General features: G+C 64.4%; 16 protein-coding genes. 8 read left to right on the top strand and 8 right to left on the bottom strand.

The annotated features are described in order from the left end of the window. Positions 1-9: 9 nt before the first annotated feature. Positions 10-1,281: an efflux RND transporter periplasmic adaptor subunit gene (locus NOF55_RS06515; protein WP_306410534.1), complete on the bottom strand. Its 1,272-nt coding sequence runs from the start codon at positions 1,279-1,281 to the stop codon at positions 10-12. Positions 1,282-1,642: 361 nt separating this feature from the next. After that, entirely contained in the window at positions 1,643-2,176 is a 534-nt protein-coding gene (locus NOF55_RS06510) for a flavin reductase family protein (protein WP_306410533.1), read from the bottom strand. Between the two features lie 280 nt (positions 2,177-2,456). Between NOF55_RS06510 and NOF55_RS06505 the strand changes: the two genes are divergently transcribed. Next, positions 2,457-3,089 carry a L,D-transpeptidase gene (locus NOF55_RS06505; protein WP_306410532.1) on the top strand — a complete coding sequence of 211 codons (633 nt, stop codon included), beginning with the start codon at positions 2,457-2,459 and terminating at the stop codon, positions 3,087-3,089. Here the strand turns inward: NOF55_RS06505 and NOF55_RS06500 are convergent. The 3 genes from NOF55_RS06500 to NOF55_RS06490 all read right to left on the bottom strand — a co-directional run bounded on the left by NOF55_RS06500 (position 3,086) and on the right by NOF55_RS06490 (position 7,667). Then, positions 3,086-4,048: a DUF808 domain-containing protein gene (locus NOF55_RS06500; protein WP_306410531.1), complete on the bottom strand. Its 963-nt coding sequence runs from the start codon at positions 4,046-4,048 to the stop codon at positions 3,086-3,088. The two genes, NOF55_RS06505 and NOF55_RS06500, sit on opposite strands and share 4 nt — an antisense overlap. An 87-nt stretch (positions 4,049-4,135) precedes the next feature. Beyond that, entirely contained in the window at positions 4,136-5,749 is a 1,614-nt protein-coding gene (gene pgi / locus NOF55_RS06495) for a glucose-6-phosphate isomerase (protein ID WP_306410530.1), read from the bottom strand. Positions 5,750-5,966: 217 nt separating this feature from the next. Further along, a complete protein-coding gene (locus NOF55_RS06490) occupies positions 5,967-7,667 on the bottom strand; it encodes a long-chain-fatty-acid--CoA ligase (protein ID WP_306410529.1) in 1,701 nt (566 codons plus the stop codon). 390 nt (positions 7,668-8,057) lie between these two features. Between NOF55_RS06490 and NOF55_RS06485 the strand changes: the two genes are divergently transcribed. From NOF55_RS06485 to NOF55_RS06460, 6 genes are all read left to right on the top strand, one after another. Next, a complete protein-coding gene (locus NOF55_RS06485) occupies positions 8,058-8,453 on the top strand; it encodes a VOC family protein (protein WP_306410528.1) in 396 nt (131 codons plus the stop codon). Between the two features lie 14 nt (positions 8,454-8,467). After that, a complete protein-coding gene (gene ung, locus NOF55_RS06480; protein ID WP_306410527.1) occupies positions 8,468-9,169 on the top strand; it encodes a uracil-DNA glycosylase in 702 nt (233 codons plus the stop codon). A 140-nt stretch (positions 9,170-9,309) separates the two neighbouring features. After that, entirely contained in the window at positions 9,310-10,242 is a 933-nt protein-coding gene (locus tag NOF55_RS06475; protein WP_306410526.1) for a VOC family protein, read from the top strand. Positions 10,243-10,245: 3 nt separating this feature from the next. After that, positions 10,246-10,854 carry an alpha/beta hydrolase gene (locus NOF55_RS06470; protein WP_306410525.1) on the top strand — a complete coding sequence of 203 codons (609 nt, stop codon included), beginning with the start codon at positions 10,246-10,248 and terminating at the stop codon, positions 10,852-10,854. A gap of 316 nt (positions 10,855-11,170) precedes the next feature. Beyond that, the gene (locus NOF55_RS06465; protein ID WP_306410524.1) at positions 11,171-12,598 is read left to right on the top strand and encodes an aldehyde dehydrogenase family protein; all 1,428 of its coding nucleotides are present in this window, start codon (positions 11,171-11,173) and stop codon (positions 12,596-12,598) included. A 2-nt stretch (positions 12,599-12,600) separates the two neighbouring features. After that, the gene (locus tag NOF55_RS06460; protein WP_370868933.1) at positions 12,601-12,993 is read left to right on the top strand and encodes a RidA family protein; all 393 of its coding nucleotides are present in this window, start codon (positions 12,601-12,603) and stop codon (positions 12,991-12,993) included. A gap of 13 nt (positions 12,994-13,006) precedes the next feature. On the opposite strand, the gene NOF55_RS06455 is transcribed toward NOF55_RS06460, so the two are convergent. Beyond that, entirely contained in the window at positions 13,007-13,585 is a 579-nt protein-coding gene (locus NOF55_RS06455; protein WP_370868955.1) for a transglycosylase SLT domain-containing protein, read from the bottom strand. Between the two features lie 272 nt (positions 13,586-13,857). On the opposite strand from NOF55_RS06455, the gene NOF55_RS06450 reads away from it, so the two are divergent. Next, the gene (locus NOF55_RS06450) at positions 13,858-14,256 is read left to right on the top strand and encodes a PRC-barrel domain-containing protein (protein WP_306410521.1); all 399 of its coding nucleotides are present in this window, start codon (positions 13,858-13,860) and stop codon (positions 14,254-14,256) included. A gap of 66 nt (positions 14,257-14,322) precedes the next feature. Here NOF55_RS06450 and NOF55_RS06445 read toward each other — a convergent pair whose 3' ends face one another. After that, positions 14,323-14,904 (bottom strand): NAD(P)H-dependent oxidoreductase, encoded by a 582-nt coding sequence (locus tag NOF55_RS06445; RefSeq protein ID WP_306410520.1) that lies wholly within the window; start codon positions 14,902-14,904, stop codon positions 14,323-14,325. Positions 14,905-14,907: 3 nt separating this feature from the next. Then, the gene (locus NOF55_RS06440) at positions 14,908-16,311 is read right to left on the bottom strand and encodes an FAD-binding oxidoreductase (RefSeq protein WP_306410519.1); all 1,404 of its coding nucleotides are present in this window, start codon (positions 16,309-16,311) and stop codon (positions 14,908-14,910) included. Positions 16,312-16,352: the final 41 nt, after the last annotated feature.

Below are 16,352 nucleotides of genomic sequence, written 5' to 3'. Positions count from 1 at the left end.
GGTGTACCTTCACTTCCGGTCGGGAGAGAGCGCGGCCTGATCCGCCGGGTTGGCCGTGCCGGCGTCCGACTGTTTGATCATGCCGGTCGCATCGTCGAGAATGACCTCGGTCGCGGTCACGCCCTGCCCGTCCTTGATCTGCTGGAGACCTTCGACGACGACGCGATCGCCGTCGGCGATATCGTCCGAGACCAGCCAGCTGTTGCCGACCGATTGCTGCACCGGCAGGATCCGCTGCGCGACCTTGCCGTCGGCATCGACGAACATCGCCGTCGCCTCGCCCTTGGCGTTGCGGGTGACGGCCCGTTGCGGAACGAGAAAGCTGTTCTGCGCCACGCCTTCCTCAATGATGGCGCGCACATACATTCCCGGCAGCAGGAGCCGGTCGGGATTGGGGAAGGTCGCCCGGACCGTGAAGGTGCCGACGGTCTTGTCGACCGATGCCGAGGTGAATTCGAGCGTGCCGTTCTGCGCGTAGGTCGAGCCATCCTCCAGAATGAGGCGAACCGCGACATTGTCGCCGCTCATCTTCAGCCGGTCTTCCTCGACGGCCCGGCGGAACTTGAGAAGATTGGTGCTCGACTGGGTGACGTCGACATTGATCGGGTCGAGGCTGTTGATCGTCGCCAGCGCCGTCGTCTGGGCGGCCTGGACCAGCGCCCCGACCGTCACCGAGGATTCGTCGATGCGCCCGTCGATCGGGGCGCGGATCTTGGTGTAATCCAGATTGATGCGCGCCGTCTCCAGCGCGGCCCTGGCGGAGGCGAGGTCGGCCTGCGCCTGCGCGAGCGTGGATGTGGCGTCGTCGTAATCCTGGGCGCTGACGGCGTTCTGCTGCGCCAGCGATTTGTAGCGGTCGACCTTGGACTGGGCGCTCGGAAGGGCGCCCTCGGCCTTCTGCACCGCCGCGACTTCGGTGTCGTAGGCCGCCTGATAGGTTGCCGGGTCGATCTCGTAGAGAACGTCGCCTTCCTTCACCTCGCTGCCTTCCCTGAAGTTGCGGGCGCGGATGATGCCCGTGACCTGCGGGCGTACCTCGGCGACCAGCGATGCCGCCGTGCGCCCGGGAAGTTCCGCGGTGACGGCGACGTTCTGCGGGTGCAGCACCGTCACGCTGACCTGCGGCCGGGCGGCGGCAGCGGCGGTTTTCGAGGCCTGCGGTTCCTCGCTACAGGAGACGGCGAGAAAGGGCAGGAGGGCGAAAAGGGCAAAGGCGCGGCGGTGGTTCCGTCCCGCCGCCGCCTTCGGACAAGAGCGTCTGTCGATGGTCGCGTTTTGCATGGTCGATCCGGGCAGGGTTTCGGTTGAACTGGACCGGACCGTACTCCCCTTTTGTCATCAAAACTTGCCGCGGGAAGGCGTTTGGGTAAGCGAACGTGTCAAACGGGGCGAATGATACATTTCGTTACAAATTTCCCTCCTGCCATCCGCCCGGCGGGTTTCGGAGCGGCAAGAAAACCGGCACCGCCAGCACGCTTGCGGCCGGCTTTAGCAAGCCGGGGGGGACCCCATGACGCTTTCATCGCCGGGGCAGGCAACGGAGCGCAGCGCCCGGCCATACGGACCGGCCGTGCCTTTCAGCGGCGGGCGCGTTCAGGTGTCCGGCGGCGGGCACCGTCGCCCGCCCATTGGAACGGCGGGCTCAGCGCCCGTCGAAACTGCCGTAGCTGCCGTCATGGTAGATCAGCGGTTCGCCGCCCGCGCCGGTGTCAATGGCCAGCACGCGGCCGATCACGATGGCGTGGGTGTGCCGCTCGATGACGTCCTCGACGGCGCAGTCGATGGCGGCGAGGGCGCCGTTCAGCGCGAGCGCGCCGCTTTCAAGCGCGTACCATTCGCCGTCCCGATAGCGCTCGCTTCCCTTCAGCCCGCCCTTGCCGGCGAAGTTGTCGGCGACGGGGCGCTGCCCGGCGGCGAGGACGTTCACGCAGAAATGGTTGTGGCGGCTGATCACGGGCCACAGTGAGGAGCTGCGGTTGATGTTGACGATCATCGTCGGCGGGTCCACCGAAAGGGCGGTGGCGGAGGTGACGGTCGCGCCGGTCCGGTCGTTGCCGCCGCCGGCGGTGATGACGCAGACGCCGCCGGCAAGATGGCGCATCGACAGGCGCAGATCTTCCGGTCTGGTGGTGGTGGCAATGGCAGGCTCGCGGAGATATGTCACCGTCGCGGTCATGGAATTCTCCCGGAAAAACGATTTCACCTGATGTTTCGTATCATCCGCTCCGGCGGTCATTGAGCCACCGGATTTCCTTTTTGAGTCGTTTTGTAAAAAATTCGTCGGCTACCGAATTGCTTTCGTCAAGTCCGGCACGCTGGTCACGCTTGCGTGAGCGCTGGCAAAATAAGGCGGTTTCGCCTCAATTCTTTCTCGCAAGGCGCCGCTCTTAAAGGTCCGTTAACCATACTCGTTAATTTTCCTCTCAACGAATGCGGTTGCGAGGACAAGAAACGACATGACGATGACGCGACGCGGCCTTCTGACGGGCCTTTCCCTGGTTTTCCTTGCCGGTTGCTCCACCACGGCATCGCAGCATCAGGCGCTTTACGGGCCGAAGCCCGACGAGAAGCATCCGATGAAGGCGGCCGACCTCACCAAGATCAAGCCCGAGCTTCGTCGCACCGAGGTCGCCTATCCGACCACGCATCCGGCCGGCACGATCGTCGTCGACACGCCGTCGCGCCGTCTCTACTACGTGCTGGGCGATGGCCGCGCGCTTCGCTACGGCGTCGGCGTCGGGCGCCAGGGACTGGCGTTGCAGGGCAATGCCTATGTCGGGCGCAAGGCCGAATGGCCGAGCTGGACGCCGACCGCCAACATGATCCGCCGCGATCCGGCCCGGAACCTGAAATATGCCGGCGGCATGCCCGGGGGGCCGAACAATCCGCTCGGCGCGCGCGCGATCTATCTTTATCGCAACGGCAACGACACGATGTTCCGCATCCACGGCACCAACCAGCCGTGGTCCATCGGCCAGGCGATGTCCAGCGGTTGCATCCGCATGATGAATCACGATGTGATCGACCTCTACGACCGCGTCAATTCGGGCACCCGCGTCGTGGTCGTGCAGGACAGCGCCAGAGTCTAGCGTCCGAACCGGGCGAGCAGGGGACCGACGACATACCCCGCAACGGGAATGAGCAGTGCGCCGACCAGAAGGCCGGCGATGCCCGATCCGAAGGCGAAGACGGCCCATTCCACGAAGGCCGAGGCGGAGGGCAGCGCGCTTGCCGCCACCTGCGCCCAGTGTTCCAGCGCGTGGGCAGCACCGCCGAGGCCGAAGCTTTCCAGCCCGTGCAGCAGGATGCCGCCGCCGACCCAGATCATCGCCGCCGTTCCGGCGATGCCGAGCAGCGTCATGAAGCGGGGCATGGCCTTGACCAGAAAACGGCCGAACCCGCGCGTGAGCGGGCCGACGCCGTTTCTCGCCAGATAGAGGCCGGCGTCGTCGGCCTTGACGATCAGCGCCACGCCGCCATAGACGGCGATGGTGATGCCGGTGCCGACCAGGGCGAGCACGGCGGCCTCCATCCAGAAACTGCCTTGCGGAATGGCGGAGAGTGCGATCGTCATGATCTCGGCGGAAAGGATGAAATCCGTCTTGATCGCGCCGGCGACCTTCGCCTCCTCGAGCGATGCGGCGGTCGGGTTCACCGATCCCGTCGCGTCCTCGTGCGCATGGGCCTCATGCGGAAACAGGGCGCCGTAGATCTTTTCCGCACCCTCGTAGCAGAGATAGGCGCCGCCGAGCATCAGAAGCGGCGTGATGAGGCCCGGCATGAAGGCGGAAAGCGCCAGCGCCACGGGCAGCAGGATGAGGAGCTTGTTGCGAAGCGAGCCGAGGGCGATCTTCCAGACGATCGGCAATTCGCGCTCGGCGGCGAAACCGTCGACATAGCGCGGCGTCACCGCCGCATCGTCGATCACCGCACCCGCCGCCTTCACGCCTGCCTTGGCGGCCTGTCCGGCCACGTCGTCCAGCGACGCCGCCGCCACCTTGGCTATCCCCGCAACATCGTCGAGCAGGGCCAGCAATCCGATACTCACAGCGTTGTTTCTCCGTCTTCAGACATATGCCGGAAAGCGTGTAGCGCTTTTCCGAGCGGATTGCACCGGAAGAAACGAGGGGCGGTGTCAGGCCTTCGCCGCGAGGAGGGCGGCGACGAGCCCGGCGGTGGAGGAATCCTGGCCGCCGGTGTCCTGCCTGCCTTCGACGACGGGCAGCAGGCCGGTCGCCAGTTCCTTGCCCAGTTCCACGCCCCACTGGTCGAAGGAGTTGATGTCGAACAGCACGCCCTCCACGAAGACGCGGTGCTCGTAGAGCGCGATCAGACGGCCGAGTGCTTCCGGGGTCAGCCTGTCGTAGACGAAGGTGATCGAGGGGCGGTTGCCCGCGAAGACGCGGTGCGGTGCGATCCTCGCCACCGTTTCGGCGTCCGCGCCCTTGGCCTGCAATTGCGCGGCGGCCTCTTCCAGCGTGCGGCCCTTCATCAGCGCGGCGGACTGGGCGAGGCAATTGGCGATCAGCAACTCGTGCTGGTGTCGCAAATCCGGCTCGAACCCGTTGGCGGCGACCATGAATTCGCACGGGATGACCGAGGTTCCCTGATGGATGAGCTGGTAGAAGGCGTGCTGGCCGTTGGTGCCCGGCTCGCCCCAGACGACCGGGCCGGTCTGGCCCTCGACCGGCTTCGAGCCGATGGTCACGGACTTGCCGTTCGATTCCATGTCGAGCTGCTGGAGATAGGCGGGGAAGCGGGAAAGCCTCTGGTCGTAGGGCAGGATGGCGCGCGAGGGATAGCCCAGCACGTTGCGATGATAATAGCCGATGAGGCCGAGCAGCACCGGCAGGTTCTCGCGGAAAGGGGCCTCGCGGAAATGCGTGTCGAGCGCATGGGCGCCGTCGAGGAAGCGGCCGAAATCCTCCGGGCCGATGGCGATCATCAGCGGCAGGCCGATGGCCGACCAGATCGAATAGCGTCCGCCGACCCAGTCCCAGAAGCCGAAGGTGCGTTCCGCGCCGATTCCGAAGGCGTCCACCTTGTCGAGCGCGGTGGAGACGGCGGCGAAATGCGCCGCCACCGCAGCCTCGCCCAGCGCCTCGACCACGAAGCGGCGCGCGGTGGCGGCATTGGTCATGGTTTCGATGGTGGTGAAGGTCTTGGAGGCGACGATGAACAGCGTGGTTTCGGGCACCAGCGTCTTCAGCGTGTCGGCGATATGGGCGCCGTCGACGTTGGAAACGAAATGCAGGCGGGGGCCGTCATGGAAGGGGGCGAGCGCCAGCGTCGCCATCGCCGGGCCGAGATCAGAGCCGCCGATGCCGATATTCACCACGTCGGTGAAGGGCTTGCCCGTCGCTCCCGTCAGCGCGCCGTCGCGGATCGCCGCGGCGAAGGCGCCCATCGCGGCAAGCACGCCGTTCACATCCGGCATCACGTCGCGGCCGTCGACGAGAACCGGCGTATTGGAGCGGTTTCGCAGCGCGGTATGGAGCACGGCGCGGCCTTCGGTAAAGTTGATGGGCTCGCCGGTGAACATGGCTTCCCGCTTTGCGGTGAGGCCGGCCCTGTCGGCCAGCTTTTCGAGCAGGGAGAGCACGGTCTCGTCGACGGCGCATTTGGAATAGTCCATCACCAGGTCGTCCAGCCGGGCGCTGAAGCGAGCGAAGCGATCCGGATCCGTGGCGAAGGCCGCGCGAATGTCCGTGAAGGCATTGTCCTTTAACTGCTTCAGAATATCCTGCATTTTCCACACCTTGGCGTTTCCGGCGCGGTCCAGCCGTTCGAATGGTCTCAGTTGTCCATGACCGCGCGTGCGAGCCTATTCTGCTTTGCGGCAGGAAACAAGCACGTCATTTCAATCGATTTAAATCGACGTCTCGGCATACGGTTCGCCAATGTCGAAAGGGCCGGAGACGTGAGGTCTTCCGGCCCTTTCGGCATGCATGCGGCCGGCGGCGGGATCAGCCGCGCAATTCGCGGCGCAGGATCTTGCCGACGTTGGACTTCGGCAGGTCCGCGCGGAATTCCACGAAGCGCGGCCTCTTGTAGTTGGTGAGGTTTGCGCTGCAATGCGCCTTGATCTCGGCTTCGGTCAGGGTCTCGTCCTTGCGCACGATGAACAGTTTCACCGCCTCGCCGGAATGCTCGTCGGGAACCCCGATGGCGGCGGCCTCGAGAACGCCCGGATGCGACATGGCCACTTCCTCGATCTCGTTGGGATAGACGTTGAAGCCGGAGACAAGGATCATGTCCTTCTTGCGGTCGACGATCTTCACGTAACCCTCCGGGTTCATGAATCCCATGTCGCCGGAGCGGAAGAAGCCGTCCTCGCTCATCACCCGCGCGGTTTCCTCGGGCCTCTGCCAGTAGCCGAGCATGACCTGCGGCCCGCGGATGCAGATTTCACCGACATCGCCGAGCGGCAGCGAGCGGCCGTCCTCGTCGCGGATGTCGATGTCGGTGGAGGGCAGGGGCAGGCCGATGGTGCCGGTGAAGTCGCGCGTGTCGAGCCGGTTGACGGTGGCCACGGGGGAGGTTTCGGACAGGCCGTAGCCTTCGGTTATCGGGCAGCCGGTCAGCGCCAGCCATCGTTCCGCCACCGGTTTCTGGATGGCCATGCCGCCGCCGAGCACGAGAACGAGCGAGGAAAAATCCAGGGCGCGGAAGTCCTTGTTGTTCATCAGCGCGTTGAACAGCGTGTTGAGGCCCGGGAAGATATGGACTTTATAGCGGGAGATTTCCTTGACGAAGGCGGGGATGTCGCGCGGGTTGGCGATCAGCACGTTGTTGGCTCCGAGCGCCACGCCCATCAGCGAATTCACCGTCAGCGCGAAGATATGATAGAGCGGCAGCGCGCACAGGAAGGTCAGGCGTTCCGGGCGCTCGCGGTTCCGGAAGGCGGCATTGAGCCACAGCGCGATCTGCTGCTTGTTGGCGAGAAGATTGGCATGCGAGAGGGCCGCGCCTTTGGAAACGCCCGTAGTGCCGCCGGTATATTGCAGGAAGGCGATGTCCTGCGGCCCGGCCTCGGCGGCCCCGAGCTTGAGATCCGCGCCTTGCGAAAGCACCGTCTTGAAAAGAATGGCCGAAGGGATCGACCAGGCCGGCACCAGCTTCTTCACCCGGCGGACGACGAGATTGACGATGTGGCCTTTCAGGCCGAGCATTTCGCCCATGCTGGTGACGACCACCTGCTCGATTCCCGTGCGGGGCAGAACCTGTTCCACGGTGCGGGCGAAGTTCTCCATCACGAAGATGATCTTCGCGCCGGAATCGGCAAGCTGGTGCTCCAGCTCGCGCGGCGTGTAGAGCGGGTTGACGTTGACGACGGTCATGCCGGCCCTGAGGATGCCATAGACGGCGACAGGGTTCTGGAGCACGTTGGGCATCATCACGGCAACGCGGTCGCCCTTCCTGAGGCCGCTGGCCTGAAGCCAGGCGCCGACGGCGCGCGTGGCCGCTTCCATCTCGCCATAGGTCAGGCTCCTGCCCATGCTGGTGAAGGCGGGCCGGTCGCGGTACTCTTGGCAGCTTCTTTCGAAGAGCACGCCGAGCGACGGCGCCATCGAGGCGCCGATTTCAGCCGGAATGCCGGCCGGATAGGATTTGAGCCATATCCGGTCGAACGCTGCGGTCGACGGATTCGCAGCCATTGTCGTCATGATGATCCTCCCAAACTGTCGTCAGGCGACCGTGCGGCGAAGGCAAACCGGAAGTTCCTCACAAGTCTCCCGGAACCGGCGCGAAGGCATCATCGATGCCGTCGCGCCATGCCGCCCCGCGGGCGCCCGACACCTGCGGCTCCTCTTCCGCATGTGTCTCCTTTCGTCATTCTTGCCTGAAGGACGGGGCTTCCGCAACAGCAAAATTACATTGACGTAAACGTAATAATTGGCGTGTCAGGTGAAGTTTCTGGAAGGGATGTTGGCGGCAGGCTGCCGGTTTTGCCCGGTTGAATTTGGAAAACCCTGTAATAGAGTTTGGCGTTGCCGGCGAAGTGGCGCTATGAAACTGGCCGAACCGTCACGTCCGAAACAGCCTGGAGCCGCACTATGGCGAAAATGATCCATTCGATGATCCGCGTGCTGGATGAGGCCCGGTCGCTTGATTTCTACAGTCGGGCCTTCGGCCTCGGCATCGTCCAGAAGCTGGAGTTCGACACCTTCACGCTGATCTATCTCGGTAATGGCGACACGCCGTTCGAACTGGAACTGACCGTCAACAAGGGGCGCACGGAGCCTTATGACCTGGGCGACGGTTACGGTCATCTGGCCGTTTCGGTGGAGGATATCGATGCCGAACACGCCCGTTTCGAGGCGGAGGGACTGGCGCCGGGCAAGATCGTCGAGTTCAACCGCGACGGCGCGTTGTTCGCCAAGTTCTTCTTCGTCACCGATCCGGACGGTTACAAGATCGAGGTGCTGCAACGCCGCGGGCGTTTCCTTTAAAGGGAGAAGGGCACATGACCGAGGCTACGGTGAAACTCGAAGAAGGCTGGAAGCGGTTTCTCGCACCGGAGTTCGAGAGCGACTACATGAAGGCGCTCAAGACTTTTCTGGTCTCCGAGAAGAATGCCGGAAAGCGCATCTTTCCCAGGGGGCCGGACTATTTCCGGGCGCTCGACCTGACGCCGCCCGAAAACGTCAAGGTGGTGATTCTCGGGCAGGACCCCTATCACGGCGCAGGCCAGGCGCACGGGCTTTGCTTTTCCGTGCAGCCCGGCGTGCGCATTCCGCCCTCGCTCGTCAATATCTACAAGGAGATGGAGAGCGATCTCGGCATTCCGCCGGCCCGCCACGGCTATCTGGAAAGTTGGGCGAAGCAGGGCGTGCTCCTGCTCAACAGCGTGCTGACCGTCGAGGAGGGGCGAGCCGCCTCGCATCAGGGACGCGGCTGGGAGCGCTTCACCGATTCTGTCATCCGCATCGTCAACGAACGATGTGAGCACGTCGTCTTCATGCTGTGGGGCTCCTATGCCCAGCGCAAGGCGGCGTTCGTGGACACGTCGCGGCATCTGGTGCTGAAGGCGCCGCATCCTTCGCCGCTGTCGGCCCATAACGGCTTCTTCGGCTGCCGGCATTTTTCCAAGGCCAACGAATGGCTCGAACAGCAGGGCCGGATGCCGGTGGACTGGCGCCTGCCCGATACCGTGGATCGTCGCTGATACGTTTACGATTTTCCGTCCCGTTCAATAATTATTGACAATCCGTTCCGGCCTCTCCGTCTAGGCATTTGCGGCCCGTGCACCGATTATAAGTCCATGCACAGGCCCACGAAACCAACGGGCCGGAAAGGGGCTTTCCCATGCTGACCGAAATCAAGGGGCTGCACCACGTCACATCGATGGCGGGCGACGCCCGCGCCAACAACCGGTTCTTCACGAAGACGCTCGGCCTGCGCCGCGTCAAGCAGACCGTGAATTTCGACGCGCCCGACGTCTATCATCTCTATTATGGCGACGAGACCGGCACGCCGGGCTCGGTCATGACCTATTTTCCCTTCCCGGACATCGCCCGCGGGCGTCCGGGGGCAGGCGAAGTCGGCACGACGCTGTTTTCCGTTCCCGAAGGCTCGCTCGGCTACTGGCGCGAGCGGCTGGAGACGGAGGGCGTTCCCGGGCTTTCCGAGGCGGACGCCTTCGGCGGGAGGCGGCTGTTCTTCACCGGGCCTGACGGCGACACTTTCGCGCTGGCGGAAGTGGCGGGCGACACACGTCTGGGCTGGACCGGAAACGGGGTCGACGGCGATCATGCCATTCGCGGTTTCCAGGGTGTCTCCCTGCGGCTGCGCGATGCCGGCGCCACGGCGGACCTGCTCGAATACATGGGTTATGAGCGGGTCGACAGCCGCGACGGCGTGGCGCGTTTCGTCCTGCCGGGCGGCAACGGCGCCGATCTGGTCGAGATCGAAACCCTGCCGGGCGCGGAGATGGCGCGGCTCGGCGGCGGCTCCGTCCACCACGTCGCCTTCGCCGTCGAGAACCGGCAGGCCCAGCTTGCCGTTCGCAAGGCGCTGACGGATACCGGCTATCAGGTGACGCCGGTGATCGACCGGGATTATTTCTGGGCGATCTATTTCCGCACGCCCGGCGGCGTCCTGTTCGAGGTTTCCACCAACGAGCCGGGCTTTGCCCGCGACGAGGACACGGCCCATCTCGGCGAGGCGCTGCAACTGCCGCGCCAGCACGCGCATCTGCGACCGCATCTGGAGAAGAATCTCCAGCCTCTGGAGGATTGAGCCATGTTGGGGCCAGACTACACCTTCCGGGAAAGGGCGGGCCTGCCGGCCCGTCCCATCCTGTTCACCTTCCACGGCACGGGCCGCGACGAGAACCAGTTCTTCGATTTCGCAACGCGGCTTCTGCCCGAGGCGACGGTGGTTTCGCCGCGCGGCGACGTTTCGGAAAACGGGGCGCTGCGCTTCTTCGTGCGGCTGGCGCAAGACCGCTACGACATGGCCGATCTGGCGCGGGCCACGGAGAAGATGGCGCGTTTCGTGACATCGCAGAAGACGCTGCACGATTCGGTCGGCGTCATCGGGATCGGCTATTCGAACGGCGCGAACATTCTCGCCAATGTGCTGATCGAGCATCCCGGCCTGTTCGACGCGGCGGTGCTGATGCACCCGCTGATCCCGTTCGCGCCGAAGCCGGCAGACCTTGCCGGCACGGATATCCTGATCACCGCCGGCCGGGGCGACCCGATCTGCCCCGAAGATAGCACCGAGGCGCTGGCGCGCTACTTTTCGCAGCAGAAGGCTATGGTGACGCTGGAATGGCACGATAGCGGCCACGATATCCGCCCGAGCGAGATCGAGCTGATCCGGCGGTTCCTCGCCCGCTTCGCATGAAGGCGGGGTGCGGTCGTGGGGGAGAGGCGGTCGGCACGCGGCCGTGCCGACCTTGAACGTCATGTTCAGCGGGATTGCAATGAAATCCCGGCCCCGCCGAAACTATGCCGCGTGGATGGTTGCAGGGGAAGTTCGAAAAGTGGGAGATCGCCGCGATCCGGACTGAACAATTTCGTGAACGGAAAGGCGGCTGCCCGGTCGTGGCCGCGGGCAGCGCCTTTACGAACCGTCAACCATTTTCCGCGGCCGTGCCGCCCTTGCGGACCCGATTGCCTTGGTGGATAGTGCAGGCCGACTGACCAGCGGAGCCTTTCTCATGAGCCATCACCTGAAATTCTTCATCGACGGCGCGTGGGTCGCGCCGGGCGGAACCGGCGTGATCGATGTCGTCGATCCGGCGACCGAGGAGGTCTATACGCAGATTGCCGCGGGACAAGCCGCCGATGTGGACAAGGCGGTTGCCGCGGCCAGGGCCGCATTTCCGGTCTTCTCTCAGTGGACGAAGGCGGACCGGCTGGCGCTGCTGACGCGGATACTGGCCGAGTACGAAGCGCGCATCGACGATCTGGGCGCTGCCGTCAGCCAGGAGATGGGCGCGCCGCTGGATTTCGCGAAAGCCAGCCAGGCCGGTTCGGGCGCCGCCCACATCGCCGCCACCATCGAGGCGCTGGAACGGTTCGAGTTTGTGGAGCAGCGCGGCAAGACCCGGGTGGTGCGCGAGCCCATCGGCGTCTGCGCGCTGATCACGCCGTGGAACTGGCCGCTCAACCAGATCACCTGCAAGGTGGCGCCGGCGATCGCCACGGGCTGCACGATGGTGCTCAAGCCCTCCGAGGTCGCACCGGTTTCCGGCATCATCTTCGCCGAGATCATGGAGGCGGCGGGCGTGCCGAAGGGCGTGTTCAACCTTGTCAACGGCACGGGGCCGGATGTCGGGCAGGTCATGGCCGGCCATCCGGACGTGGACATGGTGTCCTTCACCGGCTCGACACGGGCCGGCATCATCGTCGCCAAGACGGCGGCGGACACGGTGAAGCGCGTGGCCCAGGAACTCGGCGGCAAGTCGCCGAACATCATCCTGCCGGATGCGGATTTCGAATTCTCGGTGAAGAAGGGCGTGACGAACTGCTTCGGCAACAGCGGCCAGTCGTGCAACGCGCCGACCCGCATGCTGGTGCCCGCCGACCGTCACGAGGAGGCGCTGGTCCACGCGAAGGCAGCGGCGGAATCGCTCAAGGTCGGCAATCCGCTCGACGTGGAGACCAATCTCGGCCCGGTCGTCTCCGAAATCCAGTTCGACAAGATTCAGGCGTTGATCGAAAAGGGCATCGCGGAAGGGGCGACGCTGGTCGCGGGCGGTCCGGGCCGCCCCGAGGGCCTCAACCGCGGCTATTACATCCGCCCGACCGTTTTCGGCAACGTCAGCAACGACATGACCATCGCGCGCGAGGAAATCTTCGGGCCGGTCATCGCCATCATGCCCTACCGGGACGAGGAAGAGGCCGTCGCGATCGCCAACGATACGGTCTACGGGCTCGCCTCCTACGTCCAGTCGAAGGACCGCGACCACGCGCGGCGCGTCGCCGGGCGCCTTCGCACCGGCAATGTCTACATCAACTATCCCGAATGGGACACGGCGGCACCCTTCGGCGGCTACAAGCAGTCGGGCAACGGCCGCGAATATGCCGACTGGGGCATCCATGATTTCCTGGAGATCAAGGGCGTCTGCGGCTGGGACGAATGACGGTGGAGAAGACGGTTTTCAATCCGCCGTCGGTGCGCAAGCCGTTCGGCCAGTACAATCACGGGCTTTACGTGCCGCCGGGCGCGGCACTTCTGGTGACGTCCGGCCAGCTCGGCATCCGTCCCGACGATACGATCCCACCGGGCGTGACGGAGCAGGCGGAACTGTGCTTCGAGGCGTGCCGGGCCGTTCTGGACGAGGCGGGAATGTCGTTCGCCGACGTCATTCGCATCTCGGCCTATGTGACCCGTCGCGAGGATTTCGCGCCCTACATGGCGGTGCGCGACCGCTACACGCTCGATCCGAAGCCGGTCTCGACGCTGATCGTCGTTTCCGGCTTCACCCGGCCCGAATTTCTGGTCGAGGTGGAAGTGACCGCCGCCCGGGTGCCGTGATCGCGCGCCGCACTTAGCTGCAATTGCGCAACTGCGCGGCGTAGTTGTTCGCCATGTTGGCGGAGCGGCGGGCGGCCTGCTGGATGCCCGGATTGCTGCGCCACTTGCCGCTCGCATAGCCCCTGTGGCCGTAATAGTAGTTCAGGTAGAGGCTGTAGGTGTCGTTCAGGCGCACACCGTTCACCCGCGCGCTGGTGGCGTGATACCAGGCGACGAAGCGGACGGCGTCGCCGAAATTCGTGCGGCTTGCCGTCCAGCGTCCGGTCTGGCGCTTGTAGTCCGCCCAGGTTCCGTCGAGCGCCTGTGCATAGCCGTAGGCCGTCGAAGCGCGTCCCCACGGAATGATGCCGAGAACATATTTGCGCTGCGGGCGGGCACGGGCGCGGAAGCCGGATTCGGTGTAGATCGTCGCCATCAGCACCGGCACGGGCACGCCGTATTCGCGCGAGGCGGAATGGGCCTGCCGCCGCCAGTTGTCGAAAAGGCCGCCCTTTTCATCGAAGATCGCACAGGCATTGGTGATGCGCGTCGGTGCCGTGGCGCATCCTGCCAGAAGCAGGGCCAGCAGAAGAGTGGTGGCGAAACCTCGCATCATCGTCTCATTTCTCCCGTTCGCATTCCCGGAACGGCAGGGCCGGGCCGCGTCAGTGAAACCACCGCCGGAGGGGCTGATCCGGGCGGACACGAGAGAAATAAACTAATTCGTAACGATTAACGGCCCGTTTTGAAACAAGGTTAACGGCGCCGGCTAAAATGCGGGAAACATTAAGGGCGGTTGAAAAGACGCTTCGGTGGAACTTTTCGTTGTCCCAGCTGTTCTTCCTTCGCCTGGGCAAACAAAACATTCAAAAAAGGAAAACTACAATGCGCCGTATCGCTCTTGCTCTTGCCGCCACCGCCGCAATGGTTTCGTTCGCTCACGCCCAGACGCCGACCACCGCAACGACCTCCGAGGTCTTCGTCGTGGCCAAGCCGACGGACGTGCTCAGCTACAACCTCGTCGGCCTGAACATCACCAACCCCCAGGACGAGACGATCGGTGAGATCCGCGATCTCATCATCTCCGATGGCCTGCTCTCGGGCTACATCGTCTCCGTAGGCGGTTTCCTCGGGATCGGGGAAAAGTACGTGATCGTCAGCCCGGCTTCCGTCGATGTCGTCTATTCCGAACCCGACAACAAGTGGTCGGCTCGCATCGACACGACCAAGGAAGCGCTTCAGTCCGCACCGGAATTCAAATACGAAGGACGCTGGGCGAAGTAATCTCCCCAGCCGACTGGGAACGCGCCGCAGCCCCCGCCGGGCTGCGGCGTTTTTCTTTTGCCGGCATCAGAACGCCTCCATCCTCGCCTTGACCTTTTCCATGAAGCGGGCCCGCGTTTCCGGCGTGCAATTGTTCATGTCGTAATGGGCGAGGAAGGTCACGGGCGTCAGCAGGCCGAGTTGGGCGCGCAGCACGCGGGTCACGATCTTCTTCGGCGGATTGCCGGCGATGAAGGCGCGAAACGGCGTTGCGCCATAGGTCATCACGGCCGCGAGTTTCCTGATGTGCTTCAGCCGTGAGGTGAGCTTGCCGTCCTCGAGATCGAAGGTCACGCCCGGTAGCCACACCCGGTCGAAATAGCCCTTCAGCATGGCCGGAAAACCGAAATTCCAGACCGGGGTGACGATCACCAGCGCTTCCGCCCGGCGCAGCCGCTCCACGTAAGGCTGCACGCCTTTCGTATTGTCCGGATAGTCGTGATAGACCAGCCGGTCATGGCGCGACAGAACCGGGTCGAAGCCTTCCTCGTAGAGATTGCAGTCGTCCACCTCGTGGCCGGCTTTTTTCAGGCTTGCCAGCGTCAGGTCGTGCAGGGCGCGGCCGTAGCTGGATTCGACCGGATGGGCATGCAGGAGCAGGACGCGCACGGCTCATCCCTCCAGCGCGGCCAGACCGGGAAACAGGTAGTTCTTGCCGGCGGTGAAATCGAAATCCGGGTTTTCCCAGGCGATCATCTTGCCGGGATTGAGAAGGCCTTTCGGGTCCGTTTCCCGCTTGAAGGCAAGCTGCACGGCGTCGGTCTGCTTCATGCCGCCTTCCTCGAGCGTGTAGCGGTGCGGGTTGAAGATCGGGCAGCCGTTGTCCTCGTGGATGCGGATCAGTTCCTCCAGCCGCTCCTTCGTTGTGTAGCGCACCAGCGGCAGGCCGGAACATTGCACCGCGCCGTTGAAGCGGATGAATTCGAGATGGCCGATCGTGTCCGCGCCGGTCAGCCTCTGGAGCCGCTCGACCTTTTCGACGTGATCCGGCCCCGGATACTGCACTTGCAGATAGGTGATGTCGGTATCGAGCTTCAGCGCGCGCAGCGTGGTGTGGTTCCAGCCCAGTTCATAGGCGTGCGGAATGCCCTTCATGCTCTCGACCCTGTCGGAGCGGAAGCGCAGGTCTCCCTTGCGCTGCGCGACGAGGGCCTCGAACGGACCCATCGAGTGCGGCGCGACCATCACCACCACCACCGACTGACCTTCCTTCAGGAAGGGCTTGTGGCGGGTGAAGTAGCTGAACGGGGCAGGGGCGGCGACGACGGCCAGCTCCTTCAGCAAAATGCCGTCGCGCTGGGCGAGATTGTCGGCGAAGCGCACGGCGTCCATGTAGTCGTCGTAGCCGACGATCACGTCCACCCAGTCATAGGCCGGGGCGAGCGGCATCTCGACTTCGGTGATGATGCCGTTGGTGCCATAGGCGTGGCTCACCTTCTGGAGATCCCAGCCATCGAGATCGATGACGCGCGGCTCGGCCTCCATCGTCACGATGCGCAGCCTGAGAATGTTGCCGAGTTCGCGCAGGCCGCCCCAGTGGATGGAGCCGACGCCGCCCGAGCCGCCGGCCACGAAGCCGCCGAGCGAGGCGGTGCCTGCCGTGGAGGGGTGGAAGCGCAGTTCCTGCCCGGATTGCGCCCTGAGCTGCCGGTCGAGGTCGGCGATGATGATGCCGGCCTCGGCCACCACGCGGCCCGGCGCGATTTCCCTTATGGCGTTCATCGCCAGCATGTTGAGGACGATGCCGCCGGACAGCGGCATGCACTGGCCGTAATTGCCGGTACCGCCGCCGCGCGCCGTGACCGGAACGCCGTGGGCGTAGGCGGCCTTCAGGACGCGGATCAGGTCCGCCTCGTTCTTCGGGGTGACGACGAGATCGCCGACGACCTTGTCCAGCTCCTCCTTCAGAACGGGGGAGTACCAGTAGAAGTCGCGGCTCTTCTGGCGTACCAGCGCCGGATTGTCTTCGATCGCGATCCCTTCAAGGTCCCTTTTCAGGGCGTCGTAGTCGGGCATGTGTCAATCTCCAGATCTGACGCGCATGATGCGGCCTTTCG

Source organism: Ectorhizobium quercum (genome assembly GCF_026552795.1).
Lineage (GTDB): Bacteria > Pseudomonadota > Alphaproteobacteria > Rhizobiales > Rhizobiaceae > Ectorhizobium > Ectorhizobium quercum.
This window is presented reverse-complemented; position numbering and strand designations above follow the sequence as displayed.

Bases quoted from the DNA above. Each gene is read 5' to 3' on its own strand.
- NOF55_RS06515 (WP_306410534.1), bottom strand. From the start codon at position 1,281: ATGCAAAACGCGACCATCGACAGACGCTCTTGTCCGAAGGCGGCGGCG.
- NOF55_RS06510 (WP_306410533.1), bottom strand. From the start codon at position 2,176: ATGACCGCGACGGTGACATATCTCCGCGAGCCTGCCATTGCCACCACC.
- NOF55_RS06505 (WP_306410532.1), top strand. From the start codon at position 2,457: ATGACGATGACGCGACGCGGCCTTCTGACGGGCCTTTCCCTGGTTTTC.
- pgi (WP_306410530.1), bottom strand. From the start codon at position 5,749: ATGCAGGATATTCTGAAGCAGTTAAAGGACAATGCCTTCACGGACATT.
- NOF55_RS06490 (WP_306410529.1), bottom strand. From the start codon at position 7,667: ATGACGACAATGGCTGCGAATCCGTCGACCGCAGCGTTCGACCGGATA.
- NOF55_RS06485 (WP_306410528.1), top strand. From the start codon at position 8,058: ATGGCGAAAATGATCCATTCGATGATCCGCGTGCTGGATGAGGCCCGG.
- ung (WP_306410527.1), top strand. From the start codon at position 8,468: ATGACCGAGGCTACGGTGAAACTCGAAGAAGGCTGGAAGCGGTTTCTC.
- NOF55_RS06475 (WP_306410526.1), top strand. From the start codon at position 9,310: ATGCTGACCGAAATCAAGGGGCTGCACCACGTCACATCGATGGCGGGC.
- NOF55_RS06470 (WP_306410525.1), top strand. From the start codon at position 10,246: ATGTTGGGGCCAGACTACACCTTCCGGGAAAGGGCGGGCCTGCCGGCC.
- NOF55_RS06465 (WP_306410524.1), top strand. From the start codon at position 11,171: ATGAGCCATCACCTGAAATTCTTCATCGACGGCGCGTGGGTCGCGCCG.
- NOF55_RS06455 (WP_370868955.1), bottom strand. From the start codon at position 13,585: ATGCGAGGTTTCGCCACCACTCTTCTGCTGGCCCTGCTTCTGGCAGGA.
- NOF55_RS06450 (WP_306410521.1), top strand. From the start codon at position 13,858: ATGCGCCGTATCGCTCTTGCTCTTGCCGCCACCGCCGCAATGGTTTCG.
- NOF55_RS06440 (WP_306410519.1), bottom strand. From the start codon at position 16,311: ATGCCCGACTACGACGCCCTGAAAAGGGACCTTGAAGGGATCGCGATC.